A 22580-nucleotide genomic window follows, 5' to 3' on the forward strand; every position below is an offset into this window, starting at 1 on the left:
CTAAGCTCAAACAAATGCCTTTGAGGCTTCTGGAAATGTCTTTTTCATCATAATTGGTTGCATTCTATCGTATTTTATAGTCAGGCAAATATGTCGTCCTGGAGAGGGTGTCTCCATGACGCAGACTGACATGGAGATTTACGATGGCTGATGATGATATCAAAAAACCGGAAGACCAAGAAGGTTCTGGTAACGATTCTGGTGTGAAAACCGGTTCGCAAGAAGACGCGACAGTATTTGATGAGTTGACCTCACTGCAAGATGTTGAGGATATGAACCTCGGCGGCCAGATGCAGGGCAAGGAAAATGCCGAAGGCGGAGCTGTCTATCAGGAAGATATGGGCTACATGGCCTCTGTCCACCAAGGCGGCTTCTCGACTGAGCAGGATGTCATTGAAGGTATTCTCCCGGAAGAAGATGATGCCTTCAAAAGTGACGAAGGTATTTATATCGACGATGAAGACACCTTGCGTGATTTGGGGGACAATGAGGATGGCCCCCGTGAGCGTCGCGAGCTTGGGCAAAGACGTGAAGAAGAACAAGAAGAAGGTGTTCGAGAACAGCGCGAGCGTGCTGAAGCACCTGAATTAGCCCCTGCAAACCCGGATGCCATTGACGGTTCCGTTGACACCCTCGATGTATTTGCCGCACCCATCGAAGACGACTTGATTGCTGAAGAGGAAGAAGCAACTCCGGTTGAAGAAGAGGAAATTATTGAGGAAGAACCTCTTGTTTTGCCGAAAGATTTTCTTGAAAGTCTGATTGGACAGGATACCGATGATCCTAATGGACAGCCCGGCCCTGAAAAACCGATTATTATCCGCGAAGAAGATATCATCAAAGCCATCGGGCCATTTGATGATATTGATATTGATGCTTTCTATCAAAATACCGATTCCTATTTGGGCGATGGTTCTAATGGAACGGAAGATGCCGCGCAAACTTTGGCCGCGGGCATCAAAGAAGGCAATGAAGAAGGTGATGGTCGGATCGTTCTGGAATATGACGATAATGGCTTGCGGATTTGGAAAATTTATACAGGCTTTGAACAGCAAGATAGCGATATCGGCCTGAATGTAACGATCACACGTAACGGCCAAACGGCCAGCGCATCTGACAGCTTCTCTTGGGATGTAGACAACACACTTGCCGATGATAATGCAGCACTTGATTGGAACCAGACCGTTAATATCGATGTTCTAGGTAACGATACGCTTTATGATAATAACATCGATTTTGCCAATGGTGCCAAAGCAGATGCCGGTGTTATTACCAAAATTAATGGTCAAGACGCCGAAGTTGGTAAGCCGATTGATTTGATTGTTGACGGGACCAAAGTTGCGACTTTAACTCTGAATTCTAATGGCACAATTAAGTATGATCCCGAGATCCGTGAAGAAGCCAGTTATTCATTTGAATATGAAGTAACTGATGATAACGGCGAAACGAAAACAGCCAGTGTCACGGTTGATGTGGATGGCAATGCGGCACCGGATGTCCGCGCCACGCATTTACCCGGTGGAACAGAATATCAAGAATATACGCTAACCAAAGAACAGCTACTTGCCAATGCAACGGATGCGGATGGCGATGCACTTAGTATTACGTCTGTCACAGGCCGGGATGATGTGACCATCGTTGATAATGGCGATGGCACTTGGACAATCACGTCTGATGAAGAAGGTTTGGAAGCCATTACCTTCACCGTGTCTGACGGTATTGAAGAAACTACTCAGACAACCACAATCAATTTTGCCGATGTGGATAATACGGCCACGGATGATGCCGCGACTTTGGCCGAAGATGGCACGAAGACGATCAACGTCTTGTCTAACGATCAGATTAGAGACGGCGGTGTGCTCAGCGATGTGTCTCAACCGGAAAATGGCGAAGTCACATTTGAATCTGATGGCACGGTGACTTACAAACCGAACCCGGATTTCCATGGAACGGAAACCTTCACTTATACGTTGACCGATGAAGATGGCGAGACGGTAACTGCCACCGTGACCATGACGGTCACACCGGAAAATGATATCCCCGTGTTGAATGCTATTCATTTACCGGACGGTACGGAATATCAAGAATACACGGTGACGAAAGAACAGCTTCTTGCCGCTGCCTCTGATGTAGATGGTGATGCGTTAAGTATTACGGGTGTGTCCGGCAGTTCCCACCTCGCGGTCACCGATAATGGGAATGGCACCTGGACGATTATCTCTGATGAAGAAGGTTTGGAGGCGATTACCTTCACGGTGTCTGATGGCACAGCTGAAGTTACTCAAACAACAGCGATTAAATTTGCTGACGTGGATAATGCGGCCACTGATGATTCTGCGACTTTGGCGGAAGATGGCAGCAAAACCATCAATGTTATGTCCAATGATGATATTAAGGATGGTGGTATCTTAAGCGGTGTCACCCAACCGGAAAATGGAACAGTTGCGTTTTCTGGAAATGGAACTGTTACCTATACACCTCATCAGGATTTCAACGGCACCGATACCTTTACCTATACGGTAACCGATGAAGACGGTGAAACCGTGACGGCCACCGTGACGATGACGGTGACGCCGGAAAATGACGCGCCAGTTGTCGGGGCGATCAGCCTGCCGGACGGCACCGAATATCAGTCTTACACGGTGACGAAAGAACAACTGCTGGGCAACGCCACGGATGTAGATGGCGATACGTTATCTGTGACCGGTGTGTCCGGTGGATCGAACCTGGCGATCACCGATAATGGTGATGGCACCTGGACGATTATTTCTGATGAAGAAGGGTCTGAAGACATCACCTTCACGGTGTCTGATGGCACGGCGGAAGTCACACAAACCGCGACGATTGATTTTGCCGATGTGGACAACACCGCAAATGATGATGCGGCGAGCGTGGGCGAAGATGGGTCTAAAACCATCAATGTTCTGTCCAACGATCAGATCATCGATGGTGGGGAGCTGACATCCGTCACGCAACCGGCCAACGGTGTGGTGGCGTTTAATGCCGATGGTACGGTGACGTACGAACCCAATGATGATTTCAACGGCACCGATACCTTTACTTATACGGTAACGGATGAAGACGGTGAAACCGTGACAGCCACCGTGACGATGACGGTGACGCCGGAAAATGACGCGCCAGTTGTCGGGGCGATCAGCCTGCCGGACGGCACCGAATATCAGTCTTACACGGTGACGAAAGAACAACTGCTGGGCAACGCCACGGATGTAGATGGCGATACGTTATCTGTGACCGGTGTGTCCGGTGGATCGAACCTGGCGATCACCGATAATGGTGATGGCACCTGGACGATTATTTCTGATGAAGAAGGGTCTGAAGACATCACCTTCACGGTGTCTGATGGCACGGCGGAAGTCACACAAACCGCGACGATTGATTTTGCCGATGTGGACAACACCGCAAATGATGATGCGGCGAGCGTGGGCGAAGATGGGTCTAAAACCATCAATGTTCTGTCCAACGATCAGATCATCGATGGTGGGGAGCTGACATCCGTCACGCAACCGGCCAACGGTGTGGTGGCGTTTAATGCCGATGGTACGGTGACGTACGAACCCAATGATGATTTCAACGGCACCGATACCTTTACTTATACGGTGACCGATGAAGACGGTGAAACCGTGACGGCCACCGTGACCATGACGGTGACGCCGGAAAATGACGCGCCAGTTGTCGGGGCAATCAGCCTGCCGGACGGCACCGAATATCAGTCTTACACGGTGACGAAAGAACAACTGCTGGGCAACGCCACGGATGTAGATGGCGATGCGTTGACGGTGACCGGTGTGTCCGGTGGATCGAACCTGGCGATCACCGATAATGGTGATGGCACCTGGACGATTATTTCTGATGAAGAAGGGTCTGAAGACATCACCTTCACGGTGTCTGATGGCACGGCGGAAGTCACACAAACCGCGACGATTGATTTTGCCGATGTGGACAACACCGCAAATGATGATGCGGCGAGCGTGGGCGAAGATGGGTCTAAAACCATCAATGTTCTGTCCAACGATCAGATCATCGATGGTGGGGAGCTGACATCCGTCACGCAACCGGCCAACGGTGTGGTGGCGTTTAATGCCGATGGTACGGTGACGTACGAACCCAATGATGATTTCAACGGCACCGATACCTTTACTTATACGGTAACGGATGAAGACGGTGAAACCGTGACAGCCACCGTGACCATGACGGTGACGCCGGAAAATGACGCGCCAGTTGTCGGGGCAATCAGCCTGCCGGACGGCACCGAATATCAGTCTTACACGGTGACGAAAGAACAACTGCTGGGCAACGCCACGGATGTAGATGGCGATGCGTTGACGGTGACCGGTGTGTCCGGTGGATCGAACCTGGCGATCACCGATAATGGTGATGGCACCTGGACGATTATTTCTGATGAAGAAGGGTCTGAAGACATCACCTTCACGGTGTCTGATGGCACGGCGGAAGTCACACAAACCGCGACGATTGATTTTGCCGATGTGGACAACACCGCAAATGATGATGCGGCGAGCGTGGGCGAAGATGGGTCTAAAACCATCAATGTGCTGTCCAATGACCAGATCATCGATGGCGGGGAGCTGACATCCGTCACGCAACCGGCCAATGGTGTGGTGGCGTTTAATGCCGATGGTACGGTGACGTACGAACCCAATGATGATTTCAACGGCACTGATACCTTTACTTATACGGTAACCGATGAAGACGGTGAAACCGTGACGGCCACCGTGACGATGACGGTGACGCCGGAAAATGACGCGCCAGTTGTCGGGGCGATCAGCCTGCCGGACGGCACCGAATATCAGTCTTACACGGTGACGAAAGAACAACTGCTGGGCAACGCCACGGATGTAGATGGCGATACGTTATCTGTGACCGGTGTGTCCGGTGGATCGAACCTGGCGATCACCGATAATGGTGATGGCACCTGGACGATTATTTCTGATGAAGAAGGGTCTGAAGACATCACCTTCACGGTGTCTGATGGCACGGCGGAAGTCACACAAACCGCGACGATTGATTTTGCCGATGTGGACAACACCGCAAATGATGATGCGGCGAGCGTGGGCGAAGATGGGTCTAAAACCATCAATGTTCTGTCCAACGATCAGATCATCGATGGTGGGGAGCTGACATCCGTCACGCAACCGGCCAACGGTGTGGTGGCGTTTAATGCCGATGGTACGGTGACGTACGAACCCAATGATGATTTCAACGGCACCGATACCTTTACTTATACGGTAACGGATGAAGACGGTGAAACCGTGACAGCCACCGTGACGATGACGGTGACGCCGGAAAATGACGCGCCAGTTGTCGGGGCGATCAGCCTGCCGGACGGCACCGAATATCAGTCTTACACGGTGACGAAAGAACAACTGCTGGGCAACGCCACGGATGTAGATGGCGATACGTTATCTGTGACCGGTGTGTCCGGTGGATCGAACCTGGCGATCACCGATAATGGTGATGGCACCTGGACGATTATTTCTGATGAAGAAGGGTCTGAAGACATCACCTTCACGGTGTCTGATGGCACGGCGGAAGTCACACAAACCGCGACGATTGATTTTGCCGATGTGGACAACACCGCAAATGATGATGCGGCGAGCGTGGGCGAAGATGGGTCTAAAACCATCAATGTTCTGTCCAACGATCAGATCATCGATGGTGGGGAGCTGACATCCGTCACGCAACCGGCCAACGGTGTGGTGGCGTTTAATGCCGATGGTACGGTGACGTACGAACCCAATGATGATTTCAACGGCACCGATACCTTTACTTATACGGTGACCGATGAAGACGGTGAAACCGTGACGGCCACCGTGACCATGACGGTGACGCCGGAAAATGACGCGCCAGTTGTCGGGGCAATCAGCCTGCCGGACGGCACCGAATATCAGTCTTACACGGTGACGAAAGAACAACTGCTGGGCAACGCCACGGATGTAGATGGCGATGCGTTGACGGTGACCGGTGTGTCCGGTGGATCGAACCTGGCGATCACCGATAATGGTGATGGCACCTGGACGATTATTTCTGATGAAGAAGGGTCTGAAGACATCACCTTCACGGTGTCTGATGGCACGGCGGAAGTCACACAAACCGCGACGATTGATTTTGCCGATGTGGACAACACCGCAAATGATGATGCGGCGAGCGTGGGCGAAGATGGGTCTAAAACCATCAATGTTCTGTCCAACGATCAGATCATCGATGGTGGGGAGCTGACATCCGTCACGCAACCGGCCAACGGTGTGGTGGCGTTTAATGCCGATGGTACGGTGACGTACGAACCCAATGATGATTTCAACGGCACCGATACCTTTACTTATACGGTAACGGATGAAGACGGTGAAACCGTGACAGCCACCGTGACCATGACGGTGACGCCGGAAAATGACGCGCCAGTTGTCGGGGCAATCAGCCTGCCGGACGGCACCGAATATCAGTCTTACACGGTGACGAAAGAACAACTGCTGGGCAACGCCACGGATGTAGATGGCGATGCGTTGACGGTGACCGGTGTGTCCGGTGGATCGAACCTGGCGATCACCGATAATGGTGATGGCACCTGGACGATTATTTCTGATGAAGAAGGGTCTGAAGACATCACCTTCACGGTGTCTGATGGCACGGCGGAAGTCACACAAACCGCGACGATTGATTTTGCCGATGTGGACAACACCGCAAATGATGATGCGGCGAGCGTGGGCGAAGATGGGTCTAAAACCATCAATGTTCTGTCCAACGATCAGATCATCGATGGTGGGGAGCTGACATCCGTCACGCAACCGGCCAATGGTGTGGTGGCGTTTAATGCCGATGGTACGGTGACGTACGAACCCAATGATGATTTCAACGGCACCGATACCTTTACCTATACGGTAACCGATGAAGACGGTGAAACCGTGACGGCCACCGTGACCATGACGGTGACGCCGGAAAATGACGCGCCAGTTGTCGGGGCAATCAGCCTGCCGGACGGCACCGAATATCAGTCTTACACGGTGACGAAAGAACAACTGCTGGGCAACGCCACGGATGTAGATGGCGATACGTTATCTGTGACCGGTGTGTCCGGTGGATCGAACCTGGCGATCACCGATAATGGTGATGGCACCTGGACGATTATTTCTGATGAAGAAGGGTCTGAAGACATCACCTTCACGGTGTCTGATGGCACGGCGGAAGTCACACAAACCGCGACGATTGATTTTGCCGATGTGGACAACACCGCAAATGATGATGCGGCGAGCGTGGGCGAAGATGGGTCTAAAACCATCAATGTGCTGTCCAATGACCAGATCATCGATGGCGGGGAGCTGACATCCGTCACGCAACCGGCCAATGGTGTGGTGGCGTTTAATGCCGATGGTACGGTGACGTACGAACCCAATGATGATTTCAACGGCACTGATACCTTTACTTATACGGTAACCGATGAAGACGGTGAAACCGTGACGGCCACCGTGACGATGACGGTGACGCCGGAAAATGACGCGCCTGTTGTCGGGGCGATCAGCCTGCCGGACGGCACCGAATATCAGTCTTACACGGTGACGAAAGAACAACTGCTGGGCAACGCCACGGATGTAGATGGCGATGCGTTGACGGTGACCGGTGTGTCCGGTGGATCGAACCTGGCGATCACCGATAATGGTGATGGCACCTGGACGATTATTTCTGATGAAGAAGGGTCTGAAGACATCACCTTCACGGTGTCTGATGGCACGGCGGAAGTCACACAAACCGCGACGATTGATTTTGCCGATGTGGACAACACCGCAAATGATGATGCGGCGAGCGTGGGCGAAGATGGGTCTAAAACCATCAATGTTCTGTCCAACGATCAGATCATCGATGGTGGGGAGCTGACATCTGTCACGCAACCGGCCAACGGTGTGGTGGCGTTTAATGCCGATGGTACGGTGACGTACGAACCCAATGATGATTTCAACGGCACCGATACCTTTACCTATACGGTAACCGATGAAGACGGTGAAACCGTGACGGCCACCGTGACGATGACGGTGACGCCGGAAAATGACGCGCCTGTTGTCGGGGCGATCAGCCTGCCGGACGGCACCGAATATCAGTCTTACACGGTGACGAAAGAACAACTGCTGGGCAACGCCACGGATGTAGATGGCGATGCGTTGACGGTGACCGGTGTGTCCGGTGGATCGAACCTGGCGATCACCGATAATGGTGATGGCACCTGGACGATTATTTCTGATGAAGAAGGGTCTGAAGACATCACCTTCACGGTGTCTGATGGCACGGCGGAAGTCACACAAACCGCGACGATTGATTTTGCCGATGTGGACAACACCGCAAATGATGATGCGGCGAGCGTGGGCGAAGATGGGTCTAAAACCATCAATGTTCTGTCCAACGATCAGATCATCGATGGTGGGGAGCTGACATCTGTCACGCAACCGGCCAACGGTGTGGTGGCGTTTAATGCCGATGGTACGGTGACGTACGAACCCAATGATGATTTCAACGGCACCGATACCTTTACCTATACGGTAACCGATGAAGACGGTGAAACCGTGACGGCCACCGTGACGATGACGGTGACGCCGGAAAATGACGCGCCAGTTGTCGGGGCAATCAGCCTGCCGGACGGCACCGAATATCAGTCTTACACGGTGACGAAAGAACAACTGCTGGGCAACGCCACGGATGTAGATGGCGATGCGTTGACGGTGACCGGTGTGTCCGGTGGATCGAACCTGGCGATCACCGATAATGGTGATGGCACCTGGACGATTATTTCTGATGAAGAAGGGTCTGAAGACATCACCTTCACGGTGTCTGATGGCACGGCGGAAGTCACACAAACCGCGACGATTGATTTTGCCGATGTGGACAACACCGCAAATGATGATGCGGCGAGCGTGGGCGAAGATGGGTCTAAAACCATCAATGTTCTGTCCAACGATCAGATCATCGATGGTGGGGAGCTGACATCCGTCACCCAACCGGCCAACGGTGTGGTGGCGTTTAATGCCGATGGTACGGTGACGTACGAACCCAATGATGATTTCAACGGCACCGATACCTTTACCTATACGGTAACCGATGAAGACGGTGAAACCGTGACGGCCACCGTGACCATGACGGTGACGCCGGAAAATGACGCGCCAGTTGTCGGGGCGATCAGCCTGCCGGACGGCACCGAATATCAGTCTTACACGGTGACGAAAGAACAACTGCTGGGCAACGCCACGGATGTAGATGGCGATACGTTATCTGTGACCGGTGTGTCCGGTGGATCGAACCTGGCGATCACCGATAATGGTGATGGCACCTGGACGATTATTTCTGATGAAGAAGGGTCTGAAGACATCACCTTCACGGTGTCTGATGGCACGGCGGAAGTCACACAAACCGCGACGATTGATTTTGCCGATGTGGACAACACCGCAAATGATGATGCGGCGAGCGTGGGCGAAGATGGGTCTAAAACCATCAATGTTCTGTCCAACGATCAGATCATCGATGGTGGGGAGCTGACATCCGTCACGCAACCGGCCAACGGTGTGGTGGCGTTTAATGCCGATGGTACGGTGACGTACGAACCCAATGATGATTTCAACGGCACCGATACCTTTACTTATACGGTAACGGATGAAGACGGTGAAACCGTGACGGCCACCGTGACGATGACGGTGACGCCGGAAAATGACGCGCCAGTTGTCGGGGCGATCAGCCTGCCGGACGGCACCGAATATCAGTCTTACACGGTGACGAAAGAACAACTGCTGGGCAACGCCACGGATGTAGATGGCGATACGTTATCTGTGACCGGTGTGTCCGGTGGATCGAACCTGGCGATCACCGATAATGGTGATGGCACCTGGACGATTATTTCTGATGAAGAAGGGTCTGAAGACATCACCTTCACGGTGTCTGATGGCACGGCGGAAGTCACACAAACCGCGACGATTGATTTTGCCGATGTGGACAACACCGCAAATGATGATGCGGCGAGCGTGGGCGAAGATGGGTCTAAAACCATCAATGTTCTGTCCAACGATCAGATCATCGATGGTGGGGAGCTGACATCCGTCACCCAACCGGCCAACGGTGTGGTGGCGTTTAATGCCGATGGTACGGTGACGTACGAACCCAATGATGATTTCAACGGCACCGATACCTTTACTTATACGGTAACCGATGAAGACGGTGAAACCGTGACGGCCACCGTGACGATGACGGTGACGCCGGAAAATGACGCGCCAGTTGTCGGGGCAATCAGCCTGCCGGACGGCACCGAATATCAGTCTTACACGGTGACGAAAGAACAACTGCTGGGCAACGCCACGGATGTAGATGGCGATGCTTTGTCTGTGACCGGTGTGTCCGGTGGATCGAACCTGGCGATCACCGATAATGGCGATGGCACCTGGACGATTATTTCTGATGAAGAAGGGTCTGAAGACATCACCTTCACGGTGTCTGATGGCACGGCGGAAGTCACACAAACCGCGACGATTGATTTTGCCGATGTGGACAACACCGCAAATGATGATGCGGCGAGCGTGGGCGAAGATGGGTCTAAAACCATCAATGTTCTGTCCAACGATCAGATCATCGATGGTGGGGAGCTGACATCTGTCACGCAACCGGCCAACGGTGTGGTGGCGTTTAATGCCGATGGTACGGTGACGTACGAACCCAATGATGATTTCAACGGCACCGATACCTTTACTTATACGGTAACCGATGAAGACGGTGAAACCGTGACGGCCACCGTGACGATGACGGTGACGCCGGAAAATGACGCGCCAGTTGTCGGGGCGATCAGCCTGCCGGACGGCACCGAATATCAGTCTTACACGGTGACGAAAGAACAACTGCTGGGCAACGCCACGGATGTAGATGGCGATGCTTTGTCTGTGACCGGTGTGTCCGGTGGATCGAACCTGGCGATCACCGATAATGGTGATGGCACCTGGACGATTATTTCTGATGAAGAAGGGTCTGAAGACATCACCTTCACGGTGTCTGATGGCACGGCGGAAGTCACACAAACCGCGACGATTGATTTTGCCGATGTGGACAATACCGCAAATGATGATGCGGCGAGCGTGGGCGAAGATGGGTCTAAAACCATCAATGTTCTGTCCAACGATCAGATCATCGATGGTGGGGAGCTGACATCTGTCACGCAACCGGCCAACGGTGTGGTGGCGTTTAATGCCGATGGTACGGTGACGTACGAACCCAATGATGATTTCAACGGCACCGATACCTTTACCTATACGGTAACCGATGAAGACGGTGAAACCGTGACGGCCACCGTGACCATGACGGTGACGCCGGAAAATGACGCGCCAGTTGTCGGGGCAATCAGCCTGCCGGACGGCACCGAATATCAGTCTTACACGGTGACGAAAGAACAACTGCTGGGCAACGCCACGGATGTAGATGGCGATACGTTATCTGTGACCGGTGTGTCCGGTGGATCGAACCTGGCGATCACCGATAATGGTGATGGCACCTGGACGATTATTTCTGATGAAGAAGGGTCTGAAGACATCACCTTCACGGTGTCTGATGGCACGGCGGAAGTCACACAAACCGCGACGATTGATTTTGCCGATGTGGACAACACCGCAAATGATGATGCGGCGAGCGTGGGCGAAGATGGGTCTAAAACCATCAATGTTCTGTCCAACGATCAGATCATCGATGGTGGGGAGCTGACATCTGTCACCCAACCGGCCAACGGTGTGGTGGCGTTTAATGCCGATGGTACGGTGACGTACGAACCCAATGATGATTTCAACGGCACCGATACCTTTACCTATACGGTAACCGATGAAGACGGTGAAACCGTGACGGCCACCGTGACCATGACGGTGACGCCGGAAAATGACGCGCCAGTTGTCGGGGCAATCAGCCTGCCGGACGGCACCGAATATCAGTCTTACACGGTGACGAAAGAACAACTGCTGGGCAACGCCACGGATGTAGATGGCGATGCGTTGACGGTGACCGGTGTGTCCGGTGGATCGAACCTGGCGATCACCGATAATGGTGATGGCACCTGGACGATTATTTCTGATGAAGAAGGGTCTGAAGACATCACCTTCACGGTGTCTGATGGCACGGCGGAAGTCACACAAACCGCGACGATTGATTTTGCCGATGTGGACAACACCGCAAATGATGATGCGGCGAGCGTGGGCGAAGATGGGTCTAAAACCATCAATGTTCTGTCCAACGATCAGATCATCGATGGTGGGGAGCTGACATCTGTCACGCAACCGGCCAACGGTGTGGTGGCGTTTAATGCCGATGGTACGGTGACGTACGAACCCAATGATGATTTCAACGGCACCGATACCTTTACTTATACGGTGACCGATGAAGACGGTGAAACCGTGACGGCCACCGTGACGATGACGGTGACGCCGGAAAATGACGCGCCAGTTGTCGGGGCGATCAGCCTGCCGGACGGCACCGAATATCAGTCTTACACGGTGACGAAAGAACAACTGCTGGGCAACGCCACGGATGTAGATGGCGATACGTTATCTGTGACCGGTGTGTCCGGTGGATCGAACCTGGCGATCACCGATAATGGTGATGGCACCTGGACGATTATTTCTGATGAAGAAGGGTCTGAAGACATCACCTTCACGGTGTCTGATGGCACGGCGGAAGTCACACAAACCGCGACGATTGATTTTGCCGATGTGGACAACACCGCAAATGATGATGCGGCGAGCGTGGGCGAAGATGGGTCTAAAACCATCAATGTTCTGTCCAACGATCAAATCATCGATGGTGGGGAGCTGACATCCGTCACGCAACCGGCCAACGGTGTGGTGGCGTTTAATGCCGATGGTACGGTGACGTACGAACCCAATGATGATTTCAACGGCACCGATACCTTTACTTATACGGTGACCGATGAAGACGGTGAAACCGTGACGGCCACCGTGACCATGACGGTGACGCCGGAAAATGACGCGCCAGTTGTCGGGGCGATCAGCCTGCCGGACGGCACCGAATATCAGTCTTACACGGTGACGAAAGAACAACTGCTGGGCAACGCCACGGATGTAGATGGCGATACGTTATCTGTGACCGGTGTGTCCGGTGGATCGAACCTGGCGATCACCGATAATGGTGATGGCACCTGGACGATTATTTCTGATGAAGAAGGGTCTGAAGACATCACCTTCACGGTGTCTGATGGCACGGCGGAAGTCACACAAACCGCGACGATTGATTTTGCCGATGTGGACAACACCGCAAATGATGATGCGGCGAGCGTGGGCGAAGATGGGTCTAAAACCATCAATGTTCTGTCCAACGATCAGATCATCGATGGTGGGGAGCTGACATCTGTCACGCAACCGGCCAACGGTGTGGTGGCGTTTAATGCCGATGGTACGGTGACGTACGAACCCAATGATGATTTCAACGGTACCGATACCTTTACTTATACGGTAACCGATGAAGACGGTGAAACCGTGACGGCCACCGTGACCATGACGGTTAATCCAGAGAATGATGATCCGATCGCAGTTAATGATATTACGGTGACCGAAGAAGATAAGGCCGTAACCATTGATCTCTTGGATAATGACAGTGACATTGACGGGGATAGCCTGAGCATTACACAAGTGGACGGTCAGGATATTGCCACTGGGCAGACTATTACTTTGTCTGATGGGTCTGGTACGGTGACCTTGAATGAGAATGGAACGGTTAGCTTTGATCCAACCGATGATTTGAACGGAGAGGTGAACTTCAGTTACACCATTTCTGACGGTCACGGCGGGACAGATACTGCGACAGCCACGGTGACAATTGATGCGGTCAATGATGGTCCGGTTGCGGTTGATGATAGCTTCAGCGGTGATGAAGATACGACCATTACCTTTAGTGCCACTGAATTGTTAGGAAATGACAGTGATGTGGATAGCACTGGATTGTCCATTGCCCAAATCAATGGGGTTAGTTTAGATAACTTCCCGGCAGAAGGTATGGACCTTGGTAACGGAACGCTGACATTTAATAGTGCGGATAACACCTTTAGTTTCGCCCCGACAGAAGATTGGAGCGGAACGGAAACCCTGAGCTATACCGTAACCGATGGTGACGGTGGATCTGCACAGGCCAATATCGCATTGAATGTTGATGGTGTTGCCGATACGCCGGATCTTGCGGTTTCGTTGGTTGAAAGCGGTCATACGGGTGATAGTGTGACGGTGACTTTCCAAGATACGAATGCCGGATATCACAATACCTATGGGTATTACATTCTGGATGAAAACGGTGAACCGAGCACAGGGCAGATTATCTTTGCCGACCTGCATGACCAAAGTCAGGGCGATAGCTTTGTTCTGGACGGGGTTGATCAGGACCGTGTGGGCTTCTTCCTGTTGTCTGATGGGGATGGTGAGAATAGCGGCCTGAGCAATGGCATGGATGTGACTTTCCAACAGGACGCTGCCGGAAATTGGCAGGTTGTTGCTGATGGGAATGTTCTTGAACATGACAATAACGGCGGCTTGTATTTCAGTAATGAAGAGTTCAATGCGGATAACCTGGATCATTCGTTTGATGATAGCAATGTAATTGGAACGCAAAACTGGGAAGATCAAGCCAGCCAGTACGGTGGTAATGATTTTGATTTTGATGATGCCTCGTTCAATGTGGAGTGGGATACGTCGAATTCCGAAACCACATATGATGTTAATATCTCAGCTGCGATTACAGATGATGACCTGTCAGAAAGCCTGACTGTAACGATTGAAGATTTCCCAGAAGGCGCGACCTTTAATATGGGTGAAATCGTTAACGGCAAACTGGTCATCAGCGGAGATGACCTGAACCGTCTGGAAGATTTGACCATGACGGTGACAGGTGATGTCGCGGACTTCCAGATCAATGTGACGGCAACGGCGACAGAACCGAATGGATCAACAGCCAGCACATCGCTGACAGTCAGTTCCAGCTTTGATCCAGATGCGATTGATGACACGGGTTCCGTGACAGAAGGTCAAAGCATTACGATGGATGTGGTTGCCAATGATGTCGCGGGTGACAGCGAAAGCCTGAATATTGTTGAAATTAACGGGCAGTCTGTTGAAGCTGGTGATAGCGTGAATGTTAATCACGGTACGGTGACGTTGAACGAAGATGGCTCCATTACCTTTGCTGCCGATAATGGCTATGAAGGGCCTGCTGATTTCACTTATACGGTTTCTGATGGGCAGGGTACAGATACGGCCACGGTCAATCTGGACATTACCGATGGGAATATTGCCCCGGTTGCCGGTGATGACACGGCCAGCACAAATGAAGACACATCTGTTGTCATTGATCTGTTGGATAATGACAGCGATGCCAATAATGATGCACTGAGCATTACCCAGATTGACGGTCAGGACGTGAATGTTGGTGAAACGATTACACTGTCTGATGGGTCCGGTCAGGTAACGCTGAATAATGATGGGACGGTTACGTTTGATCCAAGCGATAATCTGAACGGTGACGTTAGTTTCGATTACACCATCCGTGATCCGGAAGGCATGAGCGATACGGCAACCGTTACGGTTGATATTGACGCCGTTAATGACGGTCCGGTCGCCGGTGCCGATAATGCCCAAACGTTGGAAGATAACGCGGTTACCTTTAACCCATTGGGCAATGACAGTGATGTGGACGGCGATAGCCTGAGCATTACTCAAATTAATGGGCAGAACATTGAGGCTGGCGGCAGTGTCGAATTGGATAACGGGACCTTGACGTTGAATGAAGACGGCACGGTTACCTTTAACCCGGATCAACATTATGCGGGCACGCAGGACTTCACCTATACGGTTTCTGACGGTCAAGGTGGGGTGACAACGGCAACGGCATCAGTCGATGTTGAAGCCGACGCGGATGCACCAGTTATTTCCATTAATATCGGGGCACCGGAAGCTGTCAGTGATGATGGTGCGGTTGCCGGTGGCAGTGTCAGCGGTGATGATGTGGCTTCTGGTTCTGTTCAAGGTGTGACAATCTCGGGCTTTGATTCAGAAGGGAACCCGGCGGCGGTTGAACAGGTGACGAACGGTCACGGTGGTGGCATTGGTGTTGCAGCCCATACAACAGGATCGAAAGACCTATTGGGGTATGACAGCAAAGAAGGTGCAAGCGAGAGCCTCGTCTTTGAATTTGACGAAGATGTAAACAATGTCAGCTTCAACGTTGAACAATTCGGTGAAGGCGGTAATGGGGCGAATGCAAGCTTCGAACAGGGAATCTGGGAAGCCTATGACAATGGTGAACTGGTTGCCAGTGGTACATTTGATGGTCGTGGTTTGAACAATGCCGATGATACGGCCAGTGTGTCTATCAACGGTGTGACCTTCGATAAACTGGTTGTAAAAGCAGATACGACGATTAATGCGGATGGCTCAACTGCAGCCGGAGACAGCGATTTCGCAATTGATAATCTTGAATTTACCTATGCTGATGCATCTGGGGAAGTCGCTTATTACGACTATCCGTTGGACGTATCTGCCGAACTGGTGGATCAGGATGGATCGGAAAGCCTGTCTGCGGTGACCTTGAGTGGCTTGCCTGAAGGGGCTGTTCTGACACAAAACGGTGTCGAAATTACAATTACGGATGGAAGTGCAACAGTCTCTGTCGATAATCTTGATGGATTGTCTTTGCGCGTTCCAGCCGATGCGGAAGATTTCAGTATTGACGCTTCTGTGACCTCAACTGATAGCAATGGTGATCAGGCAACATCAACGGCAAGTGATACGGCTGAAGTTCCTGATATCGATATCAACAATGGCCCGGATGCGGTGGCAGATAGCTTAAGCGGTGTCGAAGATCAGCCGATTACGTTTAACACCACCGATCTGTTGGGCAATGATACGGATGTAGACGGTGATAGCCTGAGCATTGTCAGCTTTGATCAACCGGAATTCGGGACGATCACAGACGATGGCAACGGTACCTTTACATTCACGCCGAATGAAAACTGGAATGGTCAAACCGACTTTACCTATACGATCTCTGATGGTCAGGGTGGGACAGATACAGCGACCGTTTCCATTACAGTTGATGGTGTCAATGATGGCCCGGTTGCGACACATGATGAAGCTGATACGTTGGAAGATAACGCAGTCACGTTCAATCCATTGGGCAATGACAGCGACATTGAAGGCGATAGCCTGAGCATTACGCAAATCAACGGTGAGGATATCGAAGTTGGTGGTAGTGTTGATGTGGGCAACGGTTCCGTTACTCTGAATGTGGACGGCACTGTGACCTTTAACCCGGATGGGGATTATGCAGGATCGCAATCCTTTGAATATACTGTTTCTGATGGTCAGGGCGGCACAAGTACCGGGACTGCAAATGTCGATGTAGAAGCCGATGCCGATGTTCCAGACCTGAGTGTTTCTGTCGGTGAAGGTGTCACGCAAACAACAGGTGGTGAGCCGGTTGATGTGACGATCAATTCCGAAAATGCGACCAGCACAGGCGGTGGCTTTACAGTTACAGCCCGGACGGTTGATGAAAATGGCAATCTGGAAGATACCGATATTGCCTATAACAATAATCCGGTTGGTTTCGGTGTTGCCGGTGCCTCTTCCGGTGCTTCTTCTGAAATCGGCTATGACAATACGCATCAAGCATCCGAAGAACTCATCTTTGATTTCAATAACGATGTTTCTTCCGTTGATGTCTCTGTGGCTTGGTTACACGGTGGTGAAGATGCGATCTACACCATGTATAAAGACGGTGTGGAAGTTGGTCGTGGGATGATTGATGGTGGTTCGGACCGTGTTGATCCGGCTATTACCTTGACAGCTGATGGCGGTGTTGATTTTGACCAGATCGTCTTTAGTGCCGAAGGCAGTGGGGATGATTATCTGATCCATTCATTGGAATTTGAAGTATCTGATGGCGGGGAAACCACAACGACCTATCCATTGAATATCACGTCTGGTCTGAACGATACGGATGGTTCGGAAAGTCTGAGCCTGAGTGTGGATGGCCTGCCCGATGGTGCGGTTCTGTCTGCCGGAACGCAAAATGAAGACGGTAGCTGGACATTGTCTGCTGGTGATTTGGAAGGTTTGACAATTACCGTTCCGAGTACAGGCGAAGACTTTACAGTTGAAGTCTCTGCCACAGCGACAGAAAGCTCAAATGGTGATTTTGAAACGATCACAGCCAGTGCGAACGTGGTTGCCAATCAGGCTCCTGTTGCTGAGAATGACAGTGGGGCTACAACGGAAGATCACAGTGTTGTTTTGGATCTAAAAGCCAACGACAGCGATGCCAATAATGATGAACTGAGTGTGACACAAATCAACGGTCAGGACATTGAAGTCGGCGGCAGTGTCGATGTCGGCAACGGTAGCGTCACCTTAAATGAAGATGGGACTGTGACCTTTAACCCGGATGGTGATTTTGCCGGGACGCAAGACTTCACTTATACCGTGTCCGATGGTCAGGGCGAAACCAGCACAGCAACTGCCTCTGTCGATATTGAGGCCGTTGCGGATATGCCGGAACTCAACCTTGAAATCGGTGAAGGAAATACGGTTACTTTGGGTGCTTCTGAAGGAGAAAGTAGTACCATCTTTACAACGACCTTTGGTCAAACCGATGGTGGGTTCTATACCTCACCTGTTGATGGCTGGAATACGTCTTCCGATGCCATTGAGGTCTGGGACACGGATGGGGATGGTTCTTACATCGAATTAAACGATGATAACCGTGACCATTATCAAGATGCCACCAGTATTAACCGAACGGTAGATACGGTTGAAGATGCGTCTTATACGGTTGATTTTGATTATTCTGGTCGTGCAGGGTATGACGAAACCGTCAATGCGATTGAAGTGCGTGTCAATGGTGTAACGGTTGCCGAGTTCAACCATGATAACGCCAATGGTAATGATAATGATTGGCAGGATGGTTCCTTCACCTTCACGGGGACGGGCGAGCCGATGACAATTGAATTTGTCAGTGTCGGCGAGGCGATCGATTATGGTCGCGGCATGTATCTGGACAATATCGAGGCTGTTCAAACCTTGCCGGATAATCCGGGGGAAGAGTTTATTGAATATCCACTGAACCTCAGTGCACATACGACGGATGTTGACGGTTCGGAAAGCCTGTCTGCGGTGACCTTGTCCGGCTTGCCGGAAGGGGCCGTTATTCTGGTTGATGGTCAGGAAGTCACGGTCAGCAATGGTACGGCGTCTATTGCCAGCAACAATCTGGATGATGTGGTTCTGCGTGTGCCGGCGGATCAAACCGACTTTGATCTGTCTGCAAGCGTCACATCTACTGAAAGCTCCAATGATGATAGTGCAACCGCAACCGTAACCGCTAGCGTAAATACCAACAGCGAACCTGTTCTCAGTGATGACAGTGCGGTGACGAACGAAGATACCAGTGTGGTGCTGGATCTGGTTGCCAATGACAATGATGCTGATAACGACACATTGACGATTACCCATATTAACGGGGAAGAAATCAGTGTGGGCGGACAGGTCGATGTTGGTAATGGAACCGTGACGCTGGAAGCTGATGGGACGGTGACTTTTACACCAAAAGGCGATTATGCCGGGGCACAAAGTTTTGAATATACGGTGTCTGATGGCGAAGGTCATAGTGCAACAGCAACAGCGGATATTGATGTTGAGGCCGTTGCAGATGCACCGGAATTGACGGTCAATCTGGGCGAAGGCCAACTGGTTGGGGGTGAGAGCTCCGGTGGTGCAGGTGATAGCACAGGCGGTGGATCCGCTTCCTATGACAATACAATCACAGGAACAACCGACAATGACTACAACATTGTTGGAACCAATGATGATGACTATATCGACGCCTCTCATGGCAATGACAGGGTCTATGCCGGTCACGGTGATGATTACATTGACGGCAATACCGGAGATGATGTCCTTTATGCAGATAAAGGGGACGATACGGTCATTGGCGGACATGGCAATGACTACCTATCCGGCGATCAAGGCGATGATTATCTGGATGGCGGAACGGGCCATGACCGTATTTACGGTGGGTCCGGTGATGACACCATCATCGGGGATCATGGCAACGATACACTGTTTGGTGGATCGGGCGATGATACGATTTCTGCCGGTACGGGCAATGATTATGTCTCCGGTGAAGATGGTGACGATATCATCGATACGGATAGCGGCAATGACGTGATCTATGGCGGCAGTGGTGATGATACGATCACTGCCGGTATGGGGAACGATTACATTAATGGTCAAGGTGGCAACGATACGTTGGTCCTGAGCGGGAATTCCAGTGAATATGCCATCAATGCTTATGGTGGCGGCTATCTGGTCACCCATTATGGTAGTGACGGAACGGACTACATCGAAGGTGTCGAAGAACTGCAATTTGCTGATGGTACAATTGATGTCACTGATTTTGCCAATGGCGGTTCTGTTTCTGACAGCTCCGGTGGTGGTGACAGTACAGGCGGTGGATCCAGTGGTGATGCCTATATGGAATATCCGCTTGATATCACGGTTGACGAAACTGATGTAGACGGGTCGGAAACATTGTCGGCTGTGACCTTATCTGGCCTGCCCGATGGTGCGGTTCTGTTGCTGGATGGTCAGGCTGTTTCCATTACGAACGGGACGGCAACCTTGTCCAGTGATGATCTGGATAACTTGACCCTGCGTGTCCCCAGTGATGCAGGCAGCTTTGAATTGACAGCTTCTGTTACCTCAACTGACGGGGATGACAGCGCAACAACCACCGTGAATACAGCGGTGGGCAATGACGCACCTGTTGCCAATAATGATTATGCAACGACGAACGAAGACACTGCAATTGTTCTGGATCTGGTTGATAACGACACGGATACAGGCAGTGATAGTCTCAGCATCACGCAAATTGATGGTGTCGATATCTCTATTGGCGATACGGTCAATGTCGGAAATGGCACAGTCACGCTGAATGCAGATGGTTCGATCAACTTCATGCCGTCCGATGATTTCAGTGGTGAAGTCAGCTTCGATTACACCGTTTCTGATAGTCAAGGCGCAAGTGATACCGCGACGGCATCTATTGATGTCACAGGTGTTGCTGATGGTGCCGAGGTCAGTGTGAATATTGGTGAAGGCAGTGTTCAAAATGGTGCTGTTCAATCCGGGACGATCTCGCCCAGCAACTGGGATGATACCAACGATGGTATCAGCGTTACGGGGTATACGTATGACAGCAGTGGTGGCTGGCATTCCAGTGCAGATAATATTCAGGAAACACATGGTGGTCTTGGTGTTGCAGACAGCAGTGGCGGTAAAGAGATTACAGATGGTGAAAATATTACCTTCACGTTTGATAATGATCTCAGTCAGGCCACAGTGAATTTAAGCGGTCTAAAATCCCAAGAACAAGCTGACTACACCTTGTTGGATGATAACGGTCATGTTGTGGGCAGTGGGACGATCTATGGTTCCGGCAATGGTGAAATTTCTGCGACCTTAACGGGTAATAGTGAATTTTCACAAATCGTTATCACTGGCGAACATAAAACCAATAATTACTGCAAAACATCCAAGTTTGTAATCGACTCGGTTGATTACACACCGGTGGCGGCTGCCGCAGTTATGGCTTATCCGGTGACCTTCGCACTCAGCATGAATGATGCCAGCGAAAGTCTGCTGGGGGATGAATTGAGTGTGGATCTGTCAACGATCCCACATGGTTCTGAACTCAGCATCGGGGATGCGACGGTCAGTGTTGACCAAAATGGCAGCATCTCGGTAACGAGTGGGGATGATGTCAGTGTTGATGGCTCAACCTTGAAAATCCCAAGCGCCACTTTGGGTGAAGACCTTAGTGTGAGCGGGACTGTGACGGTGCCGGTTGACGAGAACGGTCATCACGACAGCTTCGATCTGACAGCCAGTGTTCAAACGATTGACGGAACGGATGTCAGTATTGAAAATATTGATGCGGATGTTGCCGGTACGCACAGTGATGAAATCGGTACCGATGGCAATGACATCCTGTATGCCGATGATAACGGAGCGCAGCTGGCTGGCGGCGATGGTAATGACATTCTGGTCGATGGTGACGGGGATGACGTTATGATCGGCGGTGACGGGAATGACACATTCTACGTCAGTGATGGCGAAGATGTCATGAGCGGTGGTGACGGCAATGATCTCTTTATCTTTAGTGGAAGTGCTGACAGCGGAACCAGTGGTCAAGATTGGGTCGATGGCGGTGCCGATTTCGATACGATCCATCTTAACGGTTCGGAAGGCTGGACATTGACCATTACCAACGACGATGGTTCTCAGGATGTTATTTCTTCGGACAGTGCAAGTGCCGAGCAAATGGCCGACTATCAGAATACATCTGGTCTGACAGGTCAGATCGAATTCGACGATGGCTCTACCGTCATCTTCGAAGGGGTGGAAAAAGTCGAGTGGTAAGCCTTTTGGCAATTCAGAAAAAAAGCTGCGGTGTAAAACCCGCAGCTTTTTTTTAAGCTTGTGCCGATGGTT

The 22580-nt window shown here is 51.4% G+C and carries 1 protein-coding gene; it reads left to right on the plus strand.

Annotation, left to right across the window (positions count from 1 at the left end; genetic code table 11):
• Positions 1 to 143 precede the first annotated feature (143 nt).
• Entirely contained in the window at positions 144 to 22508 is a 22365-nt protein-coding gene (locus ACI0FF_RS04935; RefSeq protein WP_419799014.1) for a tandem-95 repeat protein, read from the plus strand.
• The last annotated feature ends 72 nt before the right edge of the window (positions 22509 to 22580 follow it).

This window comes from Terasakiella sp. 4MB5A, assembly GCF_050058155.1.
In the GTDB taxonomy this organism is placed as follows: Bacteria; Pseudomonadota; Alphaproteobacteria; order Rhodospirillales; family Terasakiellaceae; genus Terasakiella; species Terasakiella halodenitrificans.

Coding starts and splice junctions, on each gene's coding strand:
- ACI0FF_RS04935 (WP_419799014.1), top strand. CDS start 144: ATGGCTGATGATGATATCAAAAAACCGGAAGACCAAGAAGGTTCTGGT.